Annotated in this window: 19 protein-coding genes and 1 pseudogene; 11 read left to right on the forward strand and 9 right to left on the reverse strand. The window is 64.9% G+C overall.

The window, feature by feature from the left end; translation table 11 throughout:
* Nucleotides 1-40 precede the first annotated feature (40 nt).
* The gene (locus FJ425_RS11350; RefSeq protein WP_140634235.1) at nt 41-1090 is read left to right on the forward strand and encodes an aldo/keto reductase; all 1050 of its coding nucleotides are present in this window, start codon (nt 41-43) and stop codon (nt 1088-1090) included.
* A 58-nt stretch (nt 1091-1148) separates the two neighbouring features.
* Here the strand turns inward: FJ425_RS11350 and FJ425_RS11355 are convergent, their stop codons facing one another.
* Entirely contained in the window at nt 1149-2054 is a 906-nt protein-coding gene (locus FJ425_RS11355) for a LysR family transcriptional regulator (RefSeq protein ID WP_140634233.1), read from the reverse strand.
* A 121-nt stretch (nt 2055-2175) separates the two neighbouring features.
* Between FJ425_RS11355 and FJ425_RS11360 the strand changes: the two genes are divergently transcribed.
* Both FJ425_RS11360 and FJ425_RS11365 read left to right on the forward strand, forming a co-directional pair.
* Entirely contained in the window at nt 2176-3363 is a 1188-nt protein-coding gene (locus FJ425_RS11360; RefSeq protein ID WP_140634231.1) for an MFS transporter, read from the forward strand.
* A gap of 40 nt (nt 3364-3403) precedes the next feature.
* Nucleotides 3404-4438: an aldo/keto reductase gene (locus FJ425_RS11365; protein WP_140634229.1), complete on the forward strand. Its 1035-nt coding sequence runs from the start codon at nt 3404-3406 to the stop codon at nt 4436-4438.
* A 163-nt stretch (nt 4439-4601) separates the two neighbouring features.
* Here FJ425_RS11365 and FJ425_RS11370 read toward each other — a convergent pair whose 3' ends face one another.
* Nucleotides 4602-4874: an aspartate-semialdehyde dehydrogenase gene (locus tag FJ425_RS11370; RefSeq protein WP_140546619.1), complete on the reverse strand. Its 273-nt coding sequence runs from the start codon at nt 4872-4874 to the stop codon at nt 4602-4604.
* A 305-nt stretch (nt 4875-5179) separates the two neighbouring features.
* Between FJ425_RS11370 and acs the strand changes: the two genes are divergently transcribed.
* The gene (acs, locus tag FJ425_RS11375) at nt 5180-7135 is read left to right on the forward strand and encodes an acetate--CoA ligase (protein ID WP_140634227.1); all 1956 of its coding nucleotides are present in this window, start codon (nt 5180-5182) and stop codon (nt 7133-7135) included.
* A complete protein-coding gene (locus FJ425_RS11380) occupies nt 7135-7902 on the forward strand; it encodes an MOSC domain-containing protein (RefSeq protein WP_140634225.1) in 768 nt (255 codons plus the stop codon). The genes acs and FJ425_RS11380 overlap by 1 nt, the downstream gene beginning before the upstream one ends.
* A gap of 11 nt (nt 7903-7913) precedes the next feature.
* On the opposite strand, the gene FJ425_RS11385 is transcribed toward FJ425_RS11380, so the two are convergent.
* The 3 genes and pseudogenes from FJ425_RS11385 to FJ425_RS31990 all read right to left on the reverse strand — a co-directional run.
* Nucleotides 7914-9182 (reverse strand): cyclopropane-fatty-acyl-phospholipid synthase family protein, encoded by a 1269-nt coding sequence (locus FJ425_RS11385; RefSeq protein ID WP_140634223.1) that lies wholly within the window; start codon nt 9180-9182, stop codon nt 7914-7916.
* A gap of 397 nt (nt 9183-9579) precedes the next feature.
* The gene (locus FJ425_RS11390) at nt 9580-10995 is read right to left on the reverse strand and encodes a pilus assembly protein (RefSeq protein ID WP_140634221.1); all 1416 of its coding nucleotides are present in this window, start codon (nt 10993-10995) and stop codon (nt 9580-9582) included.
* A 286-nt stretch (nt 10996-11281) separates the two neighbouring features.
* Nucleotides 11282-11458 (reverse strand): annotated as a pseudogene (locus tag FJ425_RS31990) (transglutaminase family protein); the annotation flags it as partial.
* 95 nt (nt 11459-11553) lie between these two features.
* On the opposite strand from FJ425_RS31990, the gene FJ425_RS11400 reads away from it, so the two are divergent.
* On the forward strand, nt 11554-12219 hold the full coding sequence (locus tag FJ425_RS11400; RefSeq protein ID WP_140634219.1) for an HAD-IA family hydrolase: 666 nt from the start codon (nt 11554-11556) through the stop codon (nt 12217-12219).
* Nucleotides 12220-12588: 369 nt separating this feature from the next.
* Here FJ425_RS11400 and FJ425_RS11405 read toward each other — a convergent pair whose 3' ends face one another.
* A complete protein-coding gene (locus FJ425_RS11405) occupies nt 12589-12804 on the reverse strand; it encodes a DUF1674 domain-containing protein (RefSeq protein ID WP_140634217.1) in 216 nt (71 codons plus the stop codon).
* 104 nt (nt 12805-12908) lie between these two features.
* Here FJ425_RS11405 and htpX point away from each other — a divergent pair, with 104 nt between their 5' ends.
* Nucleotides 12909-13946: a zinc metalloprotease HtpX gene (gene htpX / locus FJ425_RS11410; RefSeq protein ID WP_140634215.1), complete on the forward strand. Its 1038-nt coding sequence runs from the start codon at nt 12909-12911 to the stop codon at nt 13944-13946.
* Nucleotides 13937-15319, forward strand: a complete 1383-nt coding sequence (locus FJ425_RS11415; protein WP_181164988.1) for an RsmB/NOP family class I SAM-dependent RNA methyltransferase — start codon at nt 13937-13939, stop codon at nt 15317-15319. The genes htpX and FJ425_RS11415 overlap by 10 nt, the downstream gene beginning before the upstream one ends.
* Before the next feature lie 385 nt (nt 15320-15704).
* Here FJ425_RS11415 and FJ425_RS11420 read toward each other — a convergent pair whose 3' ends face one another.
* Nucleotides 15705-16640: a phytanoyl-CoA dioxygenase family protein gene (locus FJ425_RS11420; RefSeq protein WP_140634211.1), complete on the reverse strand. Its 936-nt coding sequence runs from the start codon at nt 16638-16640 to the stop codon at nt 15705-15707.
* A 92-nt stretch (nt 16641-16732) separates the two neighbouring features.
* Between FJ425_RS11420 and FJ425_RS11425 the strand changes: the two genes are divergently transcribed.
* Together FJ425_RS11425 and FJ425_RS11430 are read left to right on the forward strand one after the other, a co-directional pair.
* Nucleotides 16733-17557, forward strand: a complete 825-nt coding sequence (locus FJ425_RS11425; protein WP_140634209.1) for an AraC family transcriptional regulator — start codon at nt 16733-16735, stop codon at nt 17555-17557.
* A gap of 161 nt (nt 17558-17718) precedes the next feature.
* Nucleotides 17719-19443, forward strand: a complete 1725-nt coding sequence (locus FJ425_RS11430) for a heparinase II/III family protein (protein WP_140634207.1) — start codon at nt 17719-17721, stop codon at nt 19441-19443.
* Nucleotides 19444-19454: 11 nt separating this feature from the next.
* Here the strand turns inward: FJ425_RS11430 and FJ425_RS11435 are convergent, their stop codons facing one another.
* Nucleotides 19455-19757: an antibiotic biosynthesis monooxygenase gene (locus tag FJ425_RS11435; protein ID WP_140634205.1), complete on the reverse strand. Its 303-nt coding sequence runs from the start codon at nt 19755-19757 to the stop codon at nt 19455-19457.
* 173 nt (nt 19758-19930) lie between these two features.
* On the opposite strand from FJ425_RS11435, the gene purH reads away from it, so the two are divergent.
* Nucleotides 19931-21547, forward strand: a complete 1617-nt coding sequence (gene purH, locus FJ425_RS11440; RefSeq protein ID WP_140634203.1) for a bifunctional phosphoribosylaminoimidazolecarboxamide formyltransferase/IMP cyclohydrolase — start codon at nt 19931-19933, stop codon at nt 21545-21547.
* 36 nt (nt 21548-21583) lie between these two features.
* On the opposite strand, the gene FJ425_RS11445 is transcribed toward purH, so the two are convergent.
* Complete coding sequence (locus FJ425_RS11445) at nt 21584-22957, reverse strand: MFS transporter (protein WP_246673501.1); 1374 nt, start codon at nt 22955-22957, stop codon at nt 21584-21586.
* Nucleotides 22958-23170 lie beyond the last annotated feature (213 nt).

Here is a 23170-nt window from a genome sequence, read left to right on the forward strand (position 1 = left end):
TGCTTGGTGCACATTCACTCCTTTCTCGGGGAATCTCACCATGCGTTATAATCAGCTCGGCAACACCGGCCTGTTCGTTTCCGAACTCTGCCTCGGCACCATGACGTTCGGCGCCGCCGGCGAGAATGCCCAATGGGGCCTGATCGCCAGTCTCGACCAGAAGGGCGTCAACGAGATCGTCGGCCGCTCGATTGCCGCCGGCGTCAATTTCTTCGACACGGCGGATGTCTATTCCTTCGGCCAGTCAGAGCAGCTGCTGGGACAGTCGCTCAAGGATCTCGGCGTGAAACGTTCGGATGTTATCATCGCCACCAAGGTGCATGGCGCCATGGGCAGCGGACCCAACGAGCGCGGCTCCTCGCGCGGCCACATCATGGATTCGGTCGACGGCAGTCTGAAGCGGCTGCAGCTCGACCATATCGATTTATACCAGCTCCACGGCACCGACACGGTGACGCCGATCGACGAGACGCTGCGCGCGCTCGACGATCTGGTCGCCAGCGGCAAGGTCCGCTATGTCGGCGTCTCCAACTGGCAGGCCTGGCGCGTCGCCAAGGCGCTGGGCATCGCGGAGCGCAAGGGCTTCGCCCGCTTCGAGACCATCCAGTCCTACTACTCGATCGCCGGCCGCGATCTCGAGCGCGAGATCGTGCCACTGATCAACGAGGAAAAGCTTGGCCTGATGGTCTGGTCGCCGATGGCCGGCGGGCTGCTTTCCGGCAAATACGGCCCCGGCGCGCCCGGCAATGGCGAGGGCCGCCGCGCTTCCTTCAACTTCCCGCCGGTCAATGAGGACCGCGCCTGGGCGGCGGTTGCCGTCATGCGCGAGGTCGCCAGGAAGCACGATGTCAGCGTCGCCACGGTAGCATTGAGCTATGTGCTGGCCAAACCTTTCGTCATGAGCGTCCTCATCGGCGCCAGCCGCATGGACCAGATCGAGCAGAACCTCGCCGCGACCGGCTTGAAGCTCGATGCCGACGACCTCGCCAGGCTCGATGAGGTAAGCGCGCTGCCTGCCGAATATCCCGGCTGGATGCTGGAGCGGCAAGGCGCCGGCCGGCGCCCTGCGCCGTTCGTGCCGAAGGCGTAATTCCGCTCAAGCAGACAGGTCGGAGCCGCGTGCCACTAGCGCGCGGCTCTTTCCTCATTCAGAGACGAACGGTTTCCGCGAGGAAGTCGAGGAAGGCTCGGACGCGGGCCGGCAGATGCTTGCCCTGGCCGACATAGACGGCATGCGTCGGCTCCTCGTCGCCGGGATTGAACTCCTCAAGCAACGGCACGAGCAGCCCGGCGGCGATGTCGGGTTCGACATGCCAGCGCGCCAGCCGCGCTATGCCGGCTCCTGCCAGCGTCGTTCGCCGCATCGCTTCGCCGTCGGTCAGCGACATGTTTCCGACAATAGGCATGATGATCGATTTGCCCGTCGCATCGACAAACGGCCAGCCCTCTATGTGCCTGGCGAAGCCGAAGGCCAGCATGTTGTGGCGAGCGAGGTCGGACAATGCGCGTGGCCTGCCGCGCGCTGCAAGATACGCAGGCGACGCGACCAGGACCATCCGGCTCTGGCCGAGCTTGCGCGCAACCAGACGCGACTCGCGCAGCGGCCCGGCGCGGATAGCGACATCGGCGCGCTCTTCCAGAAGGTCGATGACACTGTCGGTCAGCACGGCTTCGACGAAAATCTCGGGATAATTTTCCAGGAAGCGCGGCAAGAGCGGCATCAGCCGGTGCTGGCCGAACGGCACATAGGAGTTGACCCTGAGTCTGCCGCGCGGCGCAGCGCCCGCCGCCGCTTCACGCTCGGCCGCGTCGAGATCGGCGAGGATGCGCAGGCCGCTGTCATGGAAGGCAGCTCCTTCCGGCGTCAGCTGCAGCTTGCGCGTCGAGCGGCTGATCAGCCGCGCGCCAAGCCGCGCCTCCAGCCGCGCGATCAGCTTGCTCACCGCCGACGGCGTCATGCGCAAAGCCCGCGCCGCGGCCGAGAAGCTGCCCGCCTCGACCACGCGGACGAACACTTCGATCTCGCCGGAGCGGTTGATGTCCGGTCTCGCCATTCGTGAATCTATTTCACAGAAAATATGCCCGATGCAAGGCTGGTTCACAACCTGGCGGATCACGATCTTCCGGTCCGGGCGCGGGACTTATTGCGTCCTTCAGCACAAACGGACGATCGCCATGCCTCTTGCTCTTTATGCCCTTACCGCCGGCGCCTTCGGCATCGGCGTCACCGAATTCGTCATCATGGGCCTGCTGCTCGACGTCAGCGCCGATCTCGGCGTCTCGATCTCGGCCGCGGGCCTGCTCATTACCGGCTATGCGCTGGGCGTCGTCGTCGGCGCGCCGCTGCTTGGCGCCTTGACCGGACGCCTGCCGCGCAAGACCTTGCTGCTTGCCCTGATGGTGGTCTTCACCGTCGGCAACCTCGCCTGTGCGCTGGCGCCCGACTACTGGACGCTGATGGCGGCGCGTGTGCTGACCGCCTTCGCCCATGCCTCCTTCTTCGGCGTCGGCTCCGTCGTGGCCACCAGCCTTGTCGCGCCCAACCGGAAGGCCTCGGCAATCGCACTGATGTTCACCGGCCTTACCGTCGCCAACATCCTCGGCGTGCCCTTCGGCACCTGGCTCGGCCAAGCCTATGGCTGGCGTTCGAGCTTCCTGGCCGTCACGCTTGTCGGCGTCATCGCCTTTGCCGTGATCGCGCTGCTGGTGCCGCGCGACCAGCCCGCAGCCACGGAGGAAGAGGAGACCTCCGAAGGCACGCTCGCGGTGCTCGGCCGCCGGCCGGTGCTGCTCGGCCTTTTGACCACGGTGCTGAGCTGGGTCGGCGTCTTTGCGGCCTTCACCTATCTGGCGCCCAGCCTCACCCGCGTCACCGGCTTTTCCGAGTCAGCTGTCTCGCCGATCCTGCTGGTCTTCGGCGGCGGTCTGGTGGCGGGCAATCTGCTCGGCGGACGCCTCGCCGACCGCCATCTGGTGCCGACGGTTATCGGCACGCTGGTCGCGCTGTCGGCGGTGCTGTTCGTCATGGCCGCTGCGATCCACCAGCCCATTGCAGCGATCGTCGCCGTCGGTCTGCTCGGTGCCGCAGCCTTCGCCACCGTCGCGCCGCTGCAGATGTGGGTGCTGGACAAGGCCGAGGGCGCCGGCCAGGGCCTGGCCTCCTCCTTCAACATCGCCGCCTTCAACCTCGGCAACGCCATCGGCGCCTGGCTTGGCGGCTTCGTCATCGATCACGGCCCCGGCCTCGGCGCCGTCCCTCTCGTTGCCGGCCTGGTGCCGCTCGCCGCGCTCGGCGTCGTGCTCATGGCGCTGCGCCTCGAACGCGGCCGGGCGATCGGCAAGCCGGTCACGGCGCAGTGTTGATCGGCTGAACTCCGCCTTCAACGTCCCAAGGAGAAAAATCATGGAATATAGATCTCTCGGTGCCTCCGGCCTGAAAGTGCCCGCGCTTTCCTTCGGCGCCGGCACTTTCGGTGGCTCCGGCCCGCTGTTCGGCCACTGGGGCAACAGCGACGCGAAGGAAGCGCGCCGGCTGGTCGACATCTGCCTGGAAGCGGGCGTCAACCTCTTCGACACGGCCGATGTCTATTCGAACGGCGCTTCGGAGGAGGTGCTGGGCGAGGCCATCAAGGGCCGCCGCGACGCAGTGCTGATCTCGACCAAGACCGCGCTGCCGATGGGCGATGGCCCGGCCGACTGGGGCTCGTCCCGCTCGCGCCTGATCCGCTCCGTCGACGCGGCGCTGAAGCGCCTCGGCACCGATTATATCGACTTGCTGCAGCTCCACGCCTTCGATGCCTCGACGCCGGTCGAGGAGGTGCTGTTGACGCTGGATCACCTCGTGCGATCCGGCAAGCTGCGCTATGTCGGTGTCTCCAACTTCTCCGGCTGGCAGGTGATGAAGTCGCTCGGTCTGGCCGACAGGCACGGCTACCCGCGCTATGTCGCGCATCAGGTCTACTATTCGCTGGTCGGGCGCGACTATGAATGGGAGCTGATGCCGCTCGGCCGCGACCAGGGCGTCGGCGCATTGGTATGGAGCCCGCTCGGCTGGGGCCGGCTCACCGGCAAGATCCGTCGCGGAAAACCCTTGCCGGAAAAGAGCCGGCTGCACGGCACCGCCGATTTCGGCCCGCCGGTCGAGGACGAGCATCTTTTCAAGGTGGTCGACGCGCTGGAAGCGGTCGCCGCCGAGACCGGCAAGACCGTGCCGCAAACCGCCATCAACTGGCTCCTGCGGCGGCCGACCGTGGCATCGGTGATCATCGGCGCGCGCAACGAGGAGCAGCTCCGCCAGAATCTCGGCGCCGTAGGCTGGGAGCTGACGCCGACGCAGATCAAGGCGCTCGATGAAGCAAGCGCGGTGACGGCGCCTTATCCGTACTTCCCTTATCGCCGCCAGGAAGGTTTCGCCCGGCTGAACCCGCCGGCGGTGTAACTAAGTCGCGGCCGTCCATATCCAGGGCGATCATGAAACTTATGCGATTAGCCGCACCCTTGCGAGCTTCGTCATCCACGGGCGGAGCAGCCGCGCGCTTCGCTCCTTGCTTCGCCGTGGATGACGAAGCGAGGGGCGTTTCCGCCAAACACTCTGCGCCGCCTCAGTGCACCAGAAACTCCCCATCCAGCTTCCGCCACTCGTTCGGCGCGATCAGCTTGTGATGCGTATAGGTGACCGAATGCAGCGGGCCGTCGAGCTTGGTCTTCCAGAACTCGATGAAGCGGATCAGCACCGGGAATTCCGGAGCTAGGTCGTAGTCCTGCCAGACATAGCTCTGCAGCAGATGCGGATGGTCCGGGAAGTGGTAGAGAATCTTGGCCGTGGTCAGCCCATAGCCCCTGAGCATCAGGTCCATTTCGGAATGGTCATGCATCGCAGCCCCTTACGGTCGATCTCCTTTCCTCCCAACGCCGGATTCTGCGCCCGGTTGCTTAACTGTCTATTGATTTTCGCATACCAGACCCGAGTTTTCCATCGAAAAAACAGTTGGTTAGCAGCCTTTGAACGCGAGTGCTGACAGCGCTTCGGCATGCCCCTGCGTCATCCCGCCACGCGAATCCAACGTCTAATGTTGCCGTCGCCGCGGAACTGTTAATAATGCCCGCGAATTCGCGGCCGCTTCGCCGCGATGCCGCCGGCGGCGCAAGCCGGTGGATGGTTCGGGAGGAAAGCAAAGAAATGTCCGATGTGCATGTCCACCGCGTCCAGCCGGCGTGGAAGAAGAACGCGTTGATCGACAACGACACCTATCTCAAATGGTATGCCGACAGCGTGAAAAATCCGGATAAGTTCTGGGGCAAGCACGGCAAGCGCATCGATTGGTTCAAGCCTTTCACCAAGGTCAAGAACACTTCCTTCAACGGCAACGTCTCGATCAAGTGGTACGAGGACGGCCAGACCAATGTCTCCTACAATTGCATCGACCGGCATTTGAAGAAGCGCGGCGACCAGACCGCCATCATCTGGGAAGGCGATAACCCTTACGACGATCGCAAGGTCACCTATAACGAGCTCTACGCACATGTCTGCCGCTTCGCCAACGTGCTGAAGAAGCACGGCGTCAAGAAGGGCGACCGCGTCACCATCTACATGCCGATGATCCCGGAGGCGGCCTATGCCATGCTCGCCTGCACGCGTATCGGCGCGATCCACTCGGTCGTGTTCGGCGGCTTCTCGCCCGATGCGCTGGCCGGCCGTATCGACGACTGCAAATCGACCATCGTAATCACCGCTGACGAGGGCCTGCGCGGCGGCAAGCCGATCCCGCTCAAGGACAACACCGACAAGGCGATCGACGTCGCCGCCAAGGCCGGCACCAAGGTCGAGAAGGTGGTGGTGGTTCGCCGCACCGGCGGCAAGACCGGCTGGGTGCCGGGACGCGATGTCTGGTACCACGAGGAGGTGCAGACCGTTAAGGCCGACTGCAAGCCGGAGAAGATGAAGGCGGAAGACCCGCTTTTCATCCTCTACACCTCCGGCTCGACCGGCAAGCCGAAGGGCGTGCTGCACACCACCGCCGGCTATCTCGTCTATGTCTCGATGACGCACCAATATGTCTTCGACTACCATGACGGCGACATCTACTGGTGCACGGCCGATGTCGGCTGGGTCACCGGCCACAGCTACATCGTCTACGGGCCTTTGGCCAATGGCGCCACGACGCTGATGTTCGAGGGCGTGCCGAACTATCCCTCGCAGTCGCGCTTCTGGGACGTGATTGACAAGCACAAGGTCAACATCTTCTACACCGCGCCGACGGCGCTGCGCGCGCTGATGGGCGCCGGCGATTCCCATGTGAAGAAGACCTCGCGCAAGTCGCTGCGCGTGCTGGGCACGGTCGGCGAGCCGATCAATCCGGAAGCCTGGGAGTGGTATTACAACGTCGTCGGCAACGCCAAGGTGCCGATCGTCGACACCTGGTGGCAGACCGAGACCGGCGGCATCATGATCACGCCCCTGCCCGGCGCCACCGACCTCAAGGCGGGTTCCGCCACGCGCCCCTTCTTCGGCGTCCAGCCGCAGCTGGTCGACGGCGAAGGCAAGGTGCTGGACGGCGCCACCGACGGCAATCTCTGCATCGCCGATTCCTGGCCCGGCCAGATGCGCACCGTCTATGGCGACCACGACCGCTTCGTGCAGACCTATTTCTCGACCTACAAGGGCAAATACTTCACCGGCGACGGCTGCCGGCGCGACGCCGACGGCTATTACTGGATCACCGGCCGCGTCGATGATGTCATCAACGTTTCCGGCCACCGCATGGGCACGGCCGAGGTCGAATCGGCGCTGGTCAGCCACGACAAGGTCTCGGAGGCCGCCGTCGTCGGCTACCCGCACGACATCAAGGGCCAGGGCATCTACTGCTATGTCACGTTGATGGCCGGCACCCAATCGAGCGAGGAATTGCGCAAGGAGCTGGTCGCGCATGTCCGCAAGGAGATCGGCGCCATTGCCACGCCCGACAAGATCCAGTTCGCGCCGGGCCTGCCGAAGACCCGTTCGGGCAAGATCATGCGGCGCATCCTGCGCAAGATCGCCGAGGACGATTTCGGCGCGCTCGGCGACACCTCGACGCTGGCCGATCCGGCCGTGGTCGACGACCTCGTCGCCAACCGGCAGAACAAGAAGGGCTGATGACCGGCGAGGCAATCCTCGGCACCGTCAGCCAGCTCTGGCGTTATCCAGCGAGCTCGCTCGCCGGCGAGCGGCTCGATGCCATCTCCGTCGGGCTGAGGACCGTCGACGGCGACCGGCTGTTCGGACTGGTCGATGCTTCCAACGGCGAGATCGCCAGGCCCGACCGCGAGGCCAGATGGCACAAGGTGCCGCTGATCCGCACCCGGCTGAGCGAGGCCCCGGTGAACAAGGAATGGCGGCTCGAAGTGGCGGTGCCCGGCGGCGAATGGCTGCCCGCGCCGGATCCTGAAAGCGATCGCACGGTATCGGCCTTTCTCGGCTTCGAGGCCTCAATCCGGCCGTTCGGCGCGGAGGACGCGGCACCCGGCTACGCCGGCCCGCTGACCGAGGTCCGCTATCTCAAGGCGCCGATCCATCTGCTCACCACCGCCTCGCTGGCCAGGCTGAAGGCGCTGCATCCCGAAGGCGTGCCCGATCCGCGCCGCTTCCGGCCCAACATCGTCGTCGACATGGACCCGGTCGAAGGCTCCTTTCCGGAGACGGAGTGGATCGGCAGGAAGCTCGCGGTCGGCGATCTCAAGCTCACCGTCTGCGAATCCTGCCGCCGCTGCGGCTTCACCATCATCGCCCAGGACGGCTTCGACACCGACCCCGGTATCCTGCGCAATTTGGTACGCCATAACGCCCATAATCTCGGCGTCTACTGCACCGTCGACCGGCCGGCGCGGATCGAGATCGGCGCGCCGATGCGCTTGATGGACTGAAGCGGGCGGATCTACCGGTACAAATCCGCCCGTGTCGGCGGCAGGCCGCTCGGGCCGCGGGCGCGCCTGGTAGCCACAGTCTGGAAAATCTGCGCCGAACCGCGCTCGAAGGTGATCGAGCAACCCGTCAGATAGAGCAGCCACAGCCGCGCCTTGGGCTCGCCGACCTCGGCGACCGCCTCGTCGAAGCGCGCATGTAGGCGCTCCGCCCACAGGCGGCAGGTTTGCGCATAATGCTCGCGCAGGTTTTCCACGTCATAGACGAGGAAGCCGTGCGCCTCGAGATTGCCGAGCGTCATGCCGATCGTGTCGAGCTCGCCGCCGGGAAAGATGTATTTGATCAGGGCCTTGTATTCCGGCCCCTTGCGCAGGGTCTTCTTCAGGTCGCCCTTGCTGCGCCGGGTGATGGCATGATGCAGATAGAAGCCGCCGGGTTTCAGCAGGCGATGGACAGTCGAGAAATAGGCAGCGTGGTTGGCGATCCCCAAATGCTCGAACATGCCGATCGACGAGATCTTGTCGAAAGTGCCCGAGAGTTCGGCATAGGATTTTATCTCGATGGTGATGCGGTCCTGCAGACCCTCGGCGCGAATGCGCTCGCGGGCAAGCTCCGTCTGGGCTTGCGACAGCGAGACGCCGTGGCCGACGACGCCGTAATGCTTCGCCGCATGGATCAGCATCGCGCCCCAGCCGCAGCCGATGTCGAGCAACGTTTCGCCCGGCTTCAGCCTGAGCTTGCGGCAGATATGGTCGAGCTTGTCGATCTGCGCCTGGCCGATGCCGTTGGCGAAATCCCTGAAATAGCCGCAGCTATAGACCATGCGCTCGTCGAGGAAGAGCCGATAGAAGGCGTTCGAAATGTCGTAATGGTGCTGGATCGCCTCCTTGTTCGACCCGCTGACATAAGGGTTGCGGCCGGAAAGATCGCTGCGCGCCGTCATTTGTTTGCGCGAGAAAAGCACCGCCGGCAGGTCGCGCAAAATCGCCAGCTTCGGCAGCGATCTGAGCTTCGTCTTGAGCTTGCCTTGCGAAGGCAAGGCATAGAAATCGAACAGCGTGCCTTCTTCGATGTCGACGGTCTTGGAGATCCACATCTCGACCAGCGTCGAGAAGCGCGGCCGGCGAAGCAATTGCCAGACGATATCCTGGTCGTTGATGGTGAGCACCGGACCGCCGGCGGGACCGATGCGCTCGCCGGTCCAGAGCTTGACCGCGAAACCCGGTTTCAGCGTCTCGACGACCGTTCGTGCGATCCGCGCGGCTTTGTCGGCGGCGTCCATTCTCACCTCCCGATGAATGCGGACCTTCCCGGGCGCCACTGTCATCCAACTGGCCTGCGTAGCGCAATCCCGATCTGTTGCCCAAAAACACCGCGGGCAGGGATTTCCCGCCTGCCATTCCGTTGCGGCACCTTGCCATTTGCCGCGACGCACCCCATCATCTGTGTGTGTTCAACGAACTGAAAGGAGGTGATCCGATGTCGAGTGATTTCGTTTTCCATAACGTGAGCTCAGCGGATTGCACTTTCGGGAAGCAGTCTTCCCGTTAAGGCGCGAGACGCGCGGCAGGTAGCCCGATGGGGTTGCCGCCGGAAGCCGCGTCATGGACGGAAACACGGAAGGCCGCCGGCTTCGTCAAGAAGCGGCGGCCTTTTCCTTTTGGCGTCGGCGCTGCAGGTCAGCGGCTGATTGTAAGCTTTTCGATATTGCGGCTGATTTCGCCGAAGGCCTGTTTCAGTTCGGCGCCGTTGGCGGCCTCGTAATAATGCTTGAGCGACGAGGTGTCGTCAGTCGCGCAGTCCTTCAACAGGGACTTGGCCTGATCGCGTTCGGTCGCGGACATGCCCGGGTCGTTGAGATCGAAGCCGATGGTGAATATCTCGATGCCGTCGCGCTTCATGTTATCGCAGATGTTTTCGGCATTGGCGCGCGACTTTTGACCTTGATCCTGCGACCGCGACGCGCCGCGTCCGCCGGCAAAGGCAGTGTTGAACTGGCCGTCCGTCATCAGGATGGCGATCTTGGCCACCCTGTTCCGATCGAAGTTGGCGGGGCCGGCACCCAGGCGGGCGCTCGAGATTGCCGTGCGCCAGGATGGCGAGAGCATGTAGTAACCCCATTGCGCGGCAATGCCACCTGCGGTCACGCCCCCAGCCTGAAAATGATCGATCGCCGTCAGCAGCTTGTCCGCATCGGCAGTCAGCGGAACCAGCGCAGCCGTAGGGCATAGCTTCATGCGGTAGTCGCGGTTGACTTTGGCCAGATAGATCTTGCCCTGGTTGTCCCGGCGTTGCGTGTAGGGCCCGTCCGATGAATAATCGGCGTAGCCGTCCTTGTCCTTGCGCTCGGTTGCGCAATGGTCGGACACCGTAGCGGAAACCGCAACCGGGGCATCGATCGGCGGAGGCACTTTCGGCCCCGCCTCGGTCTCGACGAAGACGGTATCGGCCAGACCACCGGTGTTGACGGCTTCGGCGTAGGGTATGATCGATACGCGAATCCGGGGATCGTTGGAATCCCGGTTCTGATCCAGGAGATCCTTGACCGTCTGCGATGCGGCCGTCTGCAGGTCGCCGATCTTGTTGGTCTTGGTGCGCCAGTCGGGCCTCATCGAACCGGTGACGTCGAGCATCATCGCCACCTCGACGGTCTTGTCCGAATAGAGCGCCGTGGTCGAGGCAGTCACGCGCCGCATATTGCTGGTGCTGAACAGCGGGAAAAAGAGTCCGACATCGACATGCGCATCCGCCTGCACGGTATTGGCCGTCCTGTTGACCGTGAGCTTGTCGAGCACGATCTTGTTGGCCTGCAGTATGCCGGCCGTGCTGTTGGCGTCGAGAAACGCCTGCACCGTTTTGCTGGCATCGGTTTCCGTAATGACGCCGAGGGTGAGATCGCGGGCCGTCGAGGTGACAGCGGCGTCGACGACGCCCTGCAGGCTCGACCTTGCATTGTAGAGTTGCGAGATATTGACCGCGAATCCCACCCCCAGCGCGAGGACCGATGCGGCAGCTCCGAACAGAACCGCGAAATTGCCTTCGCGATTGCGGGCAAAGCCGTCCACCCCACGAACGACACCTCTGAACTGCCGCATCCCTTCCGCCTCCACTGTCCGCAGCACCGTACCGCTCGGCAAAGGCGTTGCAGGAATTCGGCCAGACGCGGGCGACGGCCGCCGCAAGGCGATCAACAAGAGGTTAATCCATTGTTTTTGCTGGCTTTCGGCAAATCTGAAGGTGAACCGGAAGTAAACGAAAATGCGCTGGCAGGCAGACGTTCATGAAGCCCTTACCATGATGCCGGCGGCTGTCGCGGTCGTTCCCGCTTCGGCACAAACGGCCTGTGCCGAAGCGGACCAGCGATTGTCGTGAAACAGGCCTCTACCCGAGCATCTGTGTGCTGGCCGTGCGATCAACGCCGTGATGCGGGGGATTGAAGCGGTTGCCTTCCTGCTCGTAGGTCCACACCTTGAACAGCGTGAGCCGGTGCGAGCCGAAACTGTGCAGGAGCGGCACGTCGGTGGCGTCGCGGCCGTGGGCGATGACGACCCGGCCGAGAAGTCCATCGGCGCCGCCTTCTCAGGCGGTGCCGGCCGGTCTAAACTGGGCTCTGCGTTTCGCCCCTCCCCGAAAACGATTCTCCAGGACATCCGATGTTTGCAGGCTCGAAATTCGCCGCCTTCCTATTCGACATGGACGGCACGGTGCTCAACTCGATCGCGGCAGCGGAACGGGTGTGGGCAAAATGGGCGGAGCGTCACGGCCTCGACGTGGCGGCTTTCCTGCCCACGATCCACGGCAAGCGCGCGATCGAGACGATCGCGGAACTGAGGCTGCCGGGGGTAGACGCCGTCGCGGAAGCCGATGCGCTGCTCAAGGCCGAGGCGGAGGACCTCGAAGGCATCGTGCCAATTCCCGGCGCCATCGCGTTTCTGCAATCGCTGCCGCCGGAGCGCTGGGCGATCGTCACCTCGGCGCCGCGCGAGCTGGCGCTGCTGCGCATCGAGGCGGCCGGCATTCCGGTTCCCGCCATGATGGTCACGGCCGAAGACGTCACCCATGGCAAGCCGGCGCCGGACTGCTTCCTTTTGGCGGCAAAGCGTCTCGGCGTCGAGGCGCGCGACTGCCTGGTCTTCGAGGATGCGCCGGCGGGCGTCGCGGCAGGCGAGGCCTCCGGCGCGTCGGTAGTGGTGATCAGCGCCACGCATGTCCACCCGCTGGTCACACCACAGCCGACAATCCGTTCCTATGACGAAATCGGCATCGCGGTGGACGATACCGGTTTCATCGCGTTGTCGCCGACACGGGCTGCGGCCTAAGTCGCTCGTACAGGGACCTTGACGGATGCAAGGCTTGTTTTCACCGTTCGTTTCGCCGAATCAGCCAAACCTTCGAGATTGGCCGAAGCCTACGAACTTCGTCATCCACGGGCGGAGCGACGCGCAGCGGCGCGCAGACCCGAGGATCCATTCCGTGACCTTGGCCGAGGAATGCAGCGGAGCAGAATTCTGCTCCGTTGCAACGCCTCAACGTCACGGAATGGATTCTATGGTCTGCGCGCGTCGCTTCGCTCCTTGCTCCGCCATAGAATGACGAAGCGATGGGCATTCGACCAATCGCCAACGCATGCAATCTGCGTGACCACTATCCAACCGGTCAAGATTTCCGCGCTAGGGAACCGGTTCTGGTCAGAAATCGGTGGCGAGCCCCTTCACCTCCCAGTCGCCGTAGCGGCCAGGTTCCTTGCCGCCGCGACCGCCGATTTCCTTCGGCAATTGCGCTTCCGCCGCTCGATACTTTTGACGACGGGCTTCAGCCTCTGCTAACGCCCGCTGCGCTTCGGGCGTCAGCGCCTGCGTGTCGGTCGCGGCAACCGGTCCGGTTTTGTATGGTTCTTCGGTCATTCGATACTCCCGCCGATTGAAACGACGACCGGCGTCTCCCATCATATAGCCATGACGACAGAAGGATCGACCCCTATTCGCCACCAGACCAGACGGATGAAACGATGAACACGCTTCGCACCGCAATGCTTCTTGCCGCGATGACGGCGCTGTTCATGGGCGTCGGATATCTGATCGGCGGCTCGGGCGGCATGGTCATCGCGCTTCTGATCGCCGCCGGCACCAATTTGTTCAGCTATTGGAACGCCGACAAGATGGTGCTGTCGATGAACCGCGCCGTCGAGGTCGACGCGAAGAACGCGCCCGAATATTACGCGATCGTGCAGGCGCTGGCCAAGCAAGCCGGCCTGCCGATGCCGAAGACCTATCTGATCGACAACCCGCAGCCCAACGCCTTCGCCACCGGCCGCAATCCCGAGAATGCCGCCGTGGCGGCATCGACCGGCCTCCTGCAGCAGCTTTCCGACGAAGAGGTCGCGGCGGTGATGGCGCATGAGCTTGCCCATGTGCAGCATCGCGACACGCTGACCATGACGATCGTGGCGACGCTCGCCGGCGCCATCTCGATGCTCGGCAATTTCGCCTTCTTCTTCGGCGGCAGCCGCGAGAACAACAATCCATTCGGCTTTGTCGGCGTGCTTGTAGCGATGATCGTTGCGCCACTCGCCGCGATGATCGTGCAGATGGCGGTGAGCCGCACCCGCGAATACGAAGCCGACCGACGCGGCGCCGAGATCTGCGGCAACCCGTTGTGGCTGGCTTCGGCCCTCGCCAAGATCGCACGCGGCGCCGAACGGATCCCCAATGAGGATGCCGAGCGCAATCCGGCGATGGCGCATCTTTTCATCATCAATCCTCTGCATGGCGAGCGCATGGACAATCTGTTCTCGACCCACCCGAACACCGAGAACCGCATAGCCGCGCTTCAGGAGATGGCGCGCGCGATGGGCGGCGCATCGCCGGCCGCCCGGCGCCAGGCTTCTCCGCCACCCATCCAGCCCGAGGAGCCGTCGGCGGGGCCATGGGGCAAGCCGGCGGACCCGCCGCCGGAGGAGGCTGAGCCGGCGCCGCCAAAGCCCAATCCCTGGGGCCGCAACCCGACCGGACCGCGCAATGTCCGGTCGAAGGGTCCCTGGTCGTGACGCCGCCGAGGCGCGGACATTCAGGCAATCCGCAACACAAGGCTGGTGACGAGAACGTCGCCGGCCTTGCCGCGCGCAAGGCGGCGGCGCGGCTGCTTGCCGCCGTCATCGATGCCCGCACGCCGCTGGACGGGTTGACCGACAACGAGCACGGCCATCCGCAATACAAGGCGCTGGACGGCCGCGACCGAGCGCTGGTGCGCGCCATCCTGGTCACCGCGCTGCGCCACCGCATGACCATTGCCGGGCTGCTGTCCAAGCGCCTGGAAAAGCCGCTGCCGGCCAACGCCACGGCGCTCTCGCATATCCTCAATGTCGCCGCCGCCCAAATCCTGTTCCTCGATGTTCCCGACAGCGCCGCCGTCGACCTTGCCGTCACCCACGCCAAGTCCGATCCGCGAACGCTGCGTTTCTCCGGCCTCGTCAACGGCGTGTTGCGCTCGCTGGCCCGCGCCAAGGAGGCTGAGCTTGCCCCGGCGCCTGCCGCCACCAGCGAGGCGCCGCAATGGTTTTCGGAGCGGCTGACCGCCGCCTACGGAGCCGACAAGGCGCGCGCCATTCTTGCCGCCCATCGCCACGAGGCGCCCGTCGACTTCACCGTCAAGGCCGATCCGGCGCTCTGGGCCGAGCGTCTGGGCGGCATCGTGCTGCCGACCGGCACCGTGCGTGTCGAAAAGCTTGCCGCCAATGTCATCGACCTGCCCGGCTTCGCCGACGGCGCCTGGTGGGTGCAGGATGCCGCCGCAAGCTTGCCGGCACGCCTGTTCGGCGACATCAAGGGCCAGCGCGTCGCCGACCTTTGCGCCGCGCCCGGCGGCAAGACGGCGCAGCTTATCCTGGCCGGCGCCGAGGTGACCGCGGTCGACGCCTCGAAGAACCGGCTGGCGCGGCTCAGCCAGAATCTCGAGCGCCTCGGCCTGGCCGCCGAGCTCGTCCAGGCCGACCTCCTGGATTACCGGCCGGCGCAATTGTTCGACGCCGTCCTGCTCGATGCGCCCTGCTCCTCGACCGGCACGGTGCGCCGCCACCCCGACGTGCCATGGACCAAGACCATGGCCGATGTCGAGAAGCTAGCCGACCTCCAGCGCCGGCTGCTTGCCCATGCCGTTGGCCTCGTCAGGCCCGGCGGCCGGATCGTCTTTTCCAATTGCTCGCTCGACCCGATTGAAGGCGAGGAGCTTTATCGGGATTTCCTCGCCGGGAGCCCCGGCGTCGTCGCCGATCCAGTCCGTCCGGGCGAGTTCGCCGGCATCGATCGATTCCTGACGCCGGAGGGGACGTTGCGCACCACGCCGGCCGACCTGGCGCTGGGAACGCCAGGGATTTCTGGCCTGGACGGCTTCTTCGCCGCACGGATGCGGCGGGTTGGATAGGGTTTTCCTGGCACTGGGGACAGAGGTTTGCTGTGTTCGCGTGAGCCGATCGCACGCTTTCGCGATTAGCCGAGGCTTTCGAACCTCGTCATTCTATGGCGGAGCAAGGAGCGAAGCGACGCGGCGCAGACCATAGAATCCATTCCGTTACGCTGAAGCGTTGCGACGGTGCAGAATTCTGCTCCGCTGCATTCCTCGGCGAAAGTAACGGAATGGATCCTCGGGTCTCCGCTCCGCTTCGCGTCGCTCCGCCCGTGGATGACGAAGTTCGGAAGGCTTCGGCCAATCGCGAGGCTCAGCATCGAAACGAGAGGGAGATCTGACGTGCCGATCGCTCCAGGAAACCCTCGTCCATACTCTCACCTCACCTGAATACCAGCCCACCCTAAAGCATGTCGTCGAGGCTCCAGTGATCCCCCCAGCGGGCGTCGATTTCGTCGTCGACATTCTGGTAGCGGATGTCCGTCGACAGGCGGATCAGGCCATCGACGCTCCGGTTGGTCGTGGAGGCGTGGATCATGTAGGGCGAGTGCAGCACGACGTCGCCCGCCTCGTAATCCGCCATTAGCCAGCGCGCATCGAACCGCTCCGCCATCGCCGGCAGGTCCTTCGACACCCAGCCGCCTTCGCTCATGTTGCGGTTGTAGGCGCTGATGCGCTCCTCCGGGCCGAGCCCGGCATTGTCGCTGCTGAAGCGGGCCTCCATCGTTGCGCCGACGGCGTGCGATCCCTCCAGGTAGACAAGCCCGCCCATGTCGATGGAGGTATCGCCGATCGGAATCCAGACGGTCACCACGCGGTTTGTGCCGCCGCGCAGATAGACGAGGTCGTAGTGCGCCGGCGTGGCGGTGGCGGTTCCAGGCATGGTGAAGCGCATGATCTTTCGCTTGTGCAGGTAGGACAGGCCTCCGACAAACGCATCCATCAGCCGCGACAGGCGGGGCTGCGCGCAAAAGCCTTCATAGGCGCTCGAACGGACCAATGACATCAGCCGGCGATCGGCGAGCTGGCGATCGAACGCGCCGGTGGACGCCATGCCCAGCGAAGCATCGGTCTCCGGCTTCAGCAATCCGCTTGCGGCAAGATGCGAAAGCGCGAAGCCGCGAAAATCGATCACGTCGCGGCGCCGTAAAAGCCCCTTCAGCCAGACATAGCCTTGCGTCGCATAGAGACGGCGAATGGCCTCGACGCCGACCGCCGGATCGGTCGGCGAGAGATGTCCCAGCCTGTCCGGCGCCGTGGACAGCGCCTTGCCGTTGGCCGTCAAGGCGACCGGGGGAAGATCGTTCACGGAAGCTTTCCCGAAGCAAGATACCGACATTTCAATCATCCGGAGTTCTTCAATTGGCGCGGACAATGGCCTAGTCTCGCGGCACTTCCCATGGACAGAAATTCCAACTGGACTTTTCGCTCATGCCGGATTCGTCCTATGCGCTATATCGATCGCCGCCGGCCGCGATGGGCGGGCTGTCGGTGCGGGGAATAGGCCGACATCGTGTCAGCCGGGCCATCATCCGGCGAAAGCTGCCGGACTTCGCGGTCGTTCTCGTTCAAGAAGGCCGGGGCTGGCTGGAAACCAAGACCGCGGGCAGGCACGCGATCGTGGCGCCCAGCCTGTTCTGGTTGTTCCCGGACACGGCCCATTCCTATGGACCCGACGGCCCGGGCTGGAGCGAGCGCTGGGCGCTTTTCGGCGGCGCGCTCACGCGAGACTTCACGCGCATGCGGCTCATCGTCGAGCCGGCCCCGGTCGTTCCCTTGTCCGACCTCGGCGGCATGTGCCTTCTGTTCGACCGGCTCCATGCCGAACTTTCCCGAGACACGCCGCTAAGCCAGGCGGAGGCCGCCGCCACCCTCTATCGTCTGGTCGTGCAGGCTGCCCGGCAGGGAGTGGACCGAAGCAGCGGCGACCTCGATCCGGATTTCCGCGAGGTCGTCGACGACTTGCGCGACCACGCCGCCGAGCCGATCGATTTCAGCGCCTTTGCCTCAAAGTTCGGCATGTCGCCGGCGACGCTGCGGCGCAGGTTCGCGCTGCACACCGGCCTGTCGCCAAAATCGTTCCAGTTGCGCATCCGCCTCGACCTCGCCAAGCAGCTGTTGGCGGCGACCGATTCGCCCGTCGAGGCGGTGGCGCAGGCTGTGGGCTTTGCCGACGCCTTCTACTTTTCCCGGCTTTTCCGCAGCCGGGAGGATTGTTCGCCGAGCGAGTTCCGCCGCCGCCACAGGAGGGCATAAGCCGCCGCGCCGCCGCCGGCATGTCCCGGAAAGCCCGGACTTTTTTAGGGAGGACCCGGCCGCGGCCGCGTGAATTGCTTCACTTCGGCGAAATCCGCCTTCGCATAAGTTCTTGAATCGCATAAGCTTGTGCTCGGGTTATGGGGACATCAGGAGGGCTATTGGCACTTGTTGCCGGCAGCACGACGCGTCTGTGGACGCTTGTCGCGAGGGAGTTCTGGCGCAAAACGCGCCGGCGCCTCCGCGCCGGGCCGGTTTATCGCTGGCGCTATTCCGGCCGCACGCCCGAACGCGTCCTGATCGCGCCGCCGGATCTGCGGCTCGCCGATCCGCAAATCGCGCTGGAGATCTATTACGGTCGCTACCCGCTGTCCGGCCACATGGTCGAGACCGGCGGCAGATCGCCCTTTCAGCTCGACGTGCCCAATCGTGGCTGGCAGAAATCGTTGCATGGCTTCCGCTGGCTGCGCCACATGCGCGCCACCGGCACCGAGCTCGCCGCCGCCAACGCGAGAGCCCTGGTGACCGACTGGATCGCCATGCATGGCAACCAGATCTCCGGCATCGCCTGGGAGCCGGGAACGACGGCCAAGCGGGTGATCGCCTGGCTGCAGCATTCCTCGGTGGTGCTGCAAGGCGCCGAATTTCCTTTCTATCGCGCCTTCCTGAAATCGCTCGCCGTGCAGATCCGCTACCTCCGCTCGATGGTGCGCGAGATGCCGGATGGCGAGGCCAGGCTGCGCGCCCGCATCGCGCTCGCCTTCGCCGCGCTGTCCCTGCCGGCGCCGGCCTCGGCGCTGCGTGCCGCGACACGCAACCTGGCTGAGGAGCTCGAGCATCAGATCCTGCCCGATGGCGGCCATATCTCGCGCAAGCCGATGGCGGTGCTGGAGCTGCTGGCCGACCTTCTGCCGTTGCGCCAGACCTATGCCAACCAGGCCGAGGCGCCACCGTCGGCCTTGATCGGCGCCATCGACCGGATGTTGCCGGCGCTGCGTTTCTTTCGCCATCAGGACGGCAGCCTCGCCCGCTTCAACGGCATGGGCGCCACCATCCACGACCGCATTGCCACCATCATGCGCCATGACGACACGGTGGGCGCGCCGCTGCTGCACGCGCCGCATTCCGGCTACGAGCGGCTGTCGATGGGCGGCGTGACGGTGATCGCCGACACCGGCCTGCCGCCGCCGCTCGACGTCTCCAACGCAGCACATGCCGGCTGCCTCGCCTTCGAGCTCTCCTCCGGGCGCCAGCACTTCATCGTCAATGCCGGCATCGACACCTATGGCGCCCCGGAATTCCGGCCGCTGGCGCGCGCCACCGCCGCGCATTCGACCGCCACGCTCAACGACACCTCGTCGGCGCGCTTCAGCCACTCGCTGCGCGTCAGCGACCTGTTGGGATCGCCGCTGATCGGCGGCCCGCAGCACGTGCCCTGCAAGCGCCTCGACCAGAAGGGCGTGCACGGCTTCGTCGCGCGCCACGACGGCTATGTCGCGCAATTCGGTTTCCTGCACGAGCGCGAGCTGAAGCTGACCGCGAACGGCAACGTGCTTGCCGGCCGCGACCGTTTCCTGCGCCCGGGCAATGCCGCGATCCGCAACAACGGCCGCGACTTCGTCACGGTGCGCTTCCACGTCCACCCCGACATCAGCCTGCTGCAGGACGATCACGACCGCCTGACCCTGGCTGCCGCGCAGGGCGACACCTGGGTTTTCACCTGCGCCGAAATGGCGCCGGAGGTCGAGGAATCGATCTACTTCGCCGGATTGGGCGGCCCGCGCCGCAGCCGGCAGATCGTGCTCGCCTTCAGGGCCTCCGAGATCGCCGAGGTCCATTGGCAGCTGACGCGTACCGATATCGCAGGCTATCCCGAAAGCAATTGAGCTGACGCTTCTCAGCCAGGAATCCCGAAGGCGTCATAGGTGGCGAGCGACGGCGGTTCAGCGAAGGCAAAACGGATCTTGTCGACCATTGCCGCGGCCTGGCCGCTCCGCTCGTAGCGTTCGGCGTCCTCGGCGGTGTCCCAGACGGTGATGGCCATGAAGGCATCCCGCGCCTGGTGCTGCTGCAGCAACAAGGCGCTGATGTTGCCTCGGGCGGCGCGGATGGCAGGGATCGCTTCGGCCTCATAGATAGCGCGCAGTTCCTCGACCCTTGCCGTCAATGCCTTGAACTGGCCTACACGCACGAATGCCATGATTGTTTCCTCCGATGATGAGCGAGCCTAATCCCGTAAACGACGCAGCGCCCTTGGGCAAACTTCACCCTTTCGGGAAGCCGGCGCGCAACTGCCAAGGACGCGGCGCTTGATTTCCGGGGCTCATATGCTAGGGCCGGCCAACGCTCCCAACAGTCGTGAAAGGCCCCCGCATGGCCGTGCCCACAAAAAACATTCCGGCGCCCGACCTCGTTCCGGTGCGCCGCGCGCTGCTTTCCGTCTTCGACAAGACCGGCCTGGTCGATTTCGCCAAGGCGCTCGCCGCCGCCGGCGTCGAGCTGGTTTCGACCGGCGGCACGGCAAGGGCCCTCGCCGGGGCGGGCCTGGCGGTCCGCGACGTCTCCGAGCTCACCGGCTTTCCCGAGATCATGGATGGGCGGGTGAAGACCTTGCATCCGTCGGTGCATGGCGCGCTGCTCGGCATCCGCGACGACGCCGAGCATGCCAAGGCCATGCACGACCACAGCATCGAGCCGATCGACCTCGTCGTCTGCAATCTCTATCCGTTCGAGGACGTCCGCCGCTCCGGCGCCGGCTATGCCTCGATCGTTGAGAACATCGACATCGGCGGGCCGGCGATGATCCGCGCCTCGGCCAAGAACCACGCCTACGTCGCCATCGTCACCGACCCGGCCGACTATGCTTCCGTCGTCAACGCGCTGGAGATGAATCTGGGCTCGCTGTCGCTTGATTTCCGCAAGATGCTGGCGGCCAAGGCCTTTGCCCGCACCGCCACCTATGATGCCGCGATCTCCGGCTGGTTCGCCGAGGCGCTGGAGATCGAGCATCCGACATGGCGCGCATTCGGCGGCCGGCTCGACCAGGTGATGCGCTATGGCGAGAACCCGCATCAGGGCGCAGGCTTCTACCTGTCGGGAGACAGGCGGCCGGGCGTGGCAACGGCAAAACAGTTGCAGGGCAAGCAGCTCTCCTACAACAACATCAATGACACCGACGCCGCTTTCGAGTTGGTCGGCGAGTTCGATCCGGCGCGCTCGGCGGCGGTCGCCATCATCAAACACGCCAATCCCTGCGGCGTTGCCGAAGGCTCATCGCTGAAGGCGGCCTACGGCAAGGCGTTGGCCTGCGATCCGGTCTCGGCCTTCGGCGGCATCGTCGCCATGAACCGCATCCTCGACGCCGAGGCGGCGGAAGAGATCGTCAAGACCTTTACCGAGGCGATCATCGCGCCCGATGCCACCGACGAAGCCGCCGCGATCGTCGCGGCGAAGAAGAATTTGCGCCTGCTGGTCACCGGCGGCCTACCCGATCCCCGCGCCGCGGGCACGACGGTGAAATCCGTGGCCGGCGGGCTGCTTGTGCAAAGCCGCGACAATGCCGTGGTCGACGACCTCGAATTGAAAGTGGTGACGAAGAGGGCGCCGACGCCGGCAGAGATGGCCGACCTCAAATTCGCCTTCCGCGTCGCCAAGCACGTCAAGTCCAACGCCATCGTCTATGCCAGGGACGGCGCGACCGTCGGCATCGGCGCCGGCCAGATGAGCCGCGTCGATTCCTCGCGCATCGCCGCCCGCAAGGCGCTCGACGCTGCCGAAGCGGCCGGCCTCGCCGAACCGCTGACCAGGGGCTCGGTCGTCGCCTCGGACGCCTTCTTCCCCTTCGCCGACGGCCTCTTGTCGGCGATCGAAGCCGGCGCCACGGCGATCATCCAGCCCGGCGGCTCAATGCGCGACGAGGACGTCATCGCCGCCGCCGACGCGCACGGCATCGCCATGGTGTTCACCGGCATAAGGCATTTTAGGCATTAGCGCTTCTTCTTCTCCCCTTGTGGGAGAAGGGAAATACTACCGCTTGTCCGCCGGATATGGCGTCTCCGCCAGGATCGCCATGCCGATGCCGAGGAACAGGATGATGGCCGCCATGCCGAGCCGCGGCGAATCGCTGATGGTGGTGATGGTCGCCACCATGAATGGCGCCAGGAAGCTGGTTGCGCGTCCCGCCAGCGCATAGATGCCGAAATAGCGGCCGGACTCGGCGGCGGTCACGCTGCGCGCCATGTAGGAGCGCGACGAGGCTTGCACCGGACCGAAGGCGAGCCCGATCAGCAGGCCGTAGAGGATATAGGCTTTCTCCGCCGCGGTGCCGAACAGGCCGCCGGAATCGACGGTGGAGAGCGGAATCAGGCCGAGCAGCGTAAAGCCCGGTCCGGTCGAGACGACGCCGATCGTGGCGACCGACAGCATCACCAGCGCGATCATCACCACATGCTTTGAGCCAAGCGCGGTATCGAGCCGCGCCGCGATCCAGCAGCCGAATATGGCGACAATATTGAGGATGATGCCGAACAGGCCGATCTCGGTGATCGACCAGTGAAACATGCCGGCTGCGAACGTGCCACCGAGCGCCAGCAGCGCATTGACGCCGTCCTGATAGATCATGCGGGCCAAGAGGAAGCGCAGGATGCCGCTGCGCTGGCGCACCTCCACCAGGGTGGACTTCAGCTCGGACAGCCCCTCGCGCACTGCCGGCCCGATCGGGATCCCCTTGGTGGCGTCCGGCGTGAAGAAGAACATCGGGAGGATGAACAGCAAATACCAGCCGGCCGACATCGGCCCGGTGAAGCGCGCATCCTCGCCGAGTTTCGGATCGAGTCCGAACAATGGATCAAGGCCGATGAGCGTCTTGCCGGTCTCGAGATTGCCCGCCAGGAACAGCACCACGAAGATCAGCGCGATCATGCCGCCGAGATAGCCAAGGCCCCAGGCCATGTTGGATACCCGGCCGATCTCTTCCTTCGGCACCAGCCGCGGCATCATGGAATCGTTGAACACGGTGGAGAATTCGGCCGCCACCGAAGCCAGCGAGAACAACAGCACGACCAGGAAAAGGTTCGAGCCCGGCGCTGCGAACCACAAAAGCGTGAGGCTGACGATCTTGATGGCCGCGAAGAAGGCGATCCACGGCTTGCGCGGCCCTGTCTGGTCGGCGATCGAGCCGAGCACCGGCGACAGCACCGCGATGACCAGGCCCGCGGCGGCAATGCCGTAACCCCACGCGGCCTGCCCGGCGGTCGGATCGCTCGCCATGCGCGAGACGAAATAGGGCCCGAAGATGAAGGTGGTGACGACGGTGAAGAAAGGCTGCGCCGCCCAGTCGAAAAACATCCACCCCCAGATGCCGCGCCCCGATGCCCGCTGCACTGTCTCTACTGCCACCATGCTGATTCCCCTGGCATCGCTCGCGTCGGGCGCCATGTCTGCATGTTTTCAGCCAGCCATGCAAATGAACAAGCATGGCGACAATTCCTCGCCCCACGAAGTGGGCTACGCGATGCATGCATCTTCTGTGACTGGTGTGACTGATCAGGCCGAGGCTTGATTGCCACGTGGTTCCCCCAATCCGTCGCTGCTTCGCAGCGCCACCTTTCCCCC

Origin of the sequence: Mesorhizobium sp. B2-7-2, assembly GCF_006440775.1 — a bacterium.
Classification (GTDB): Bacteria; Pseudomonadota; Alphaproteobacteria; order Rhizobiales; family Rhizobiaceae; genus Mesorhizobium.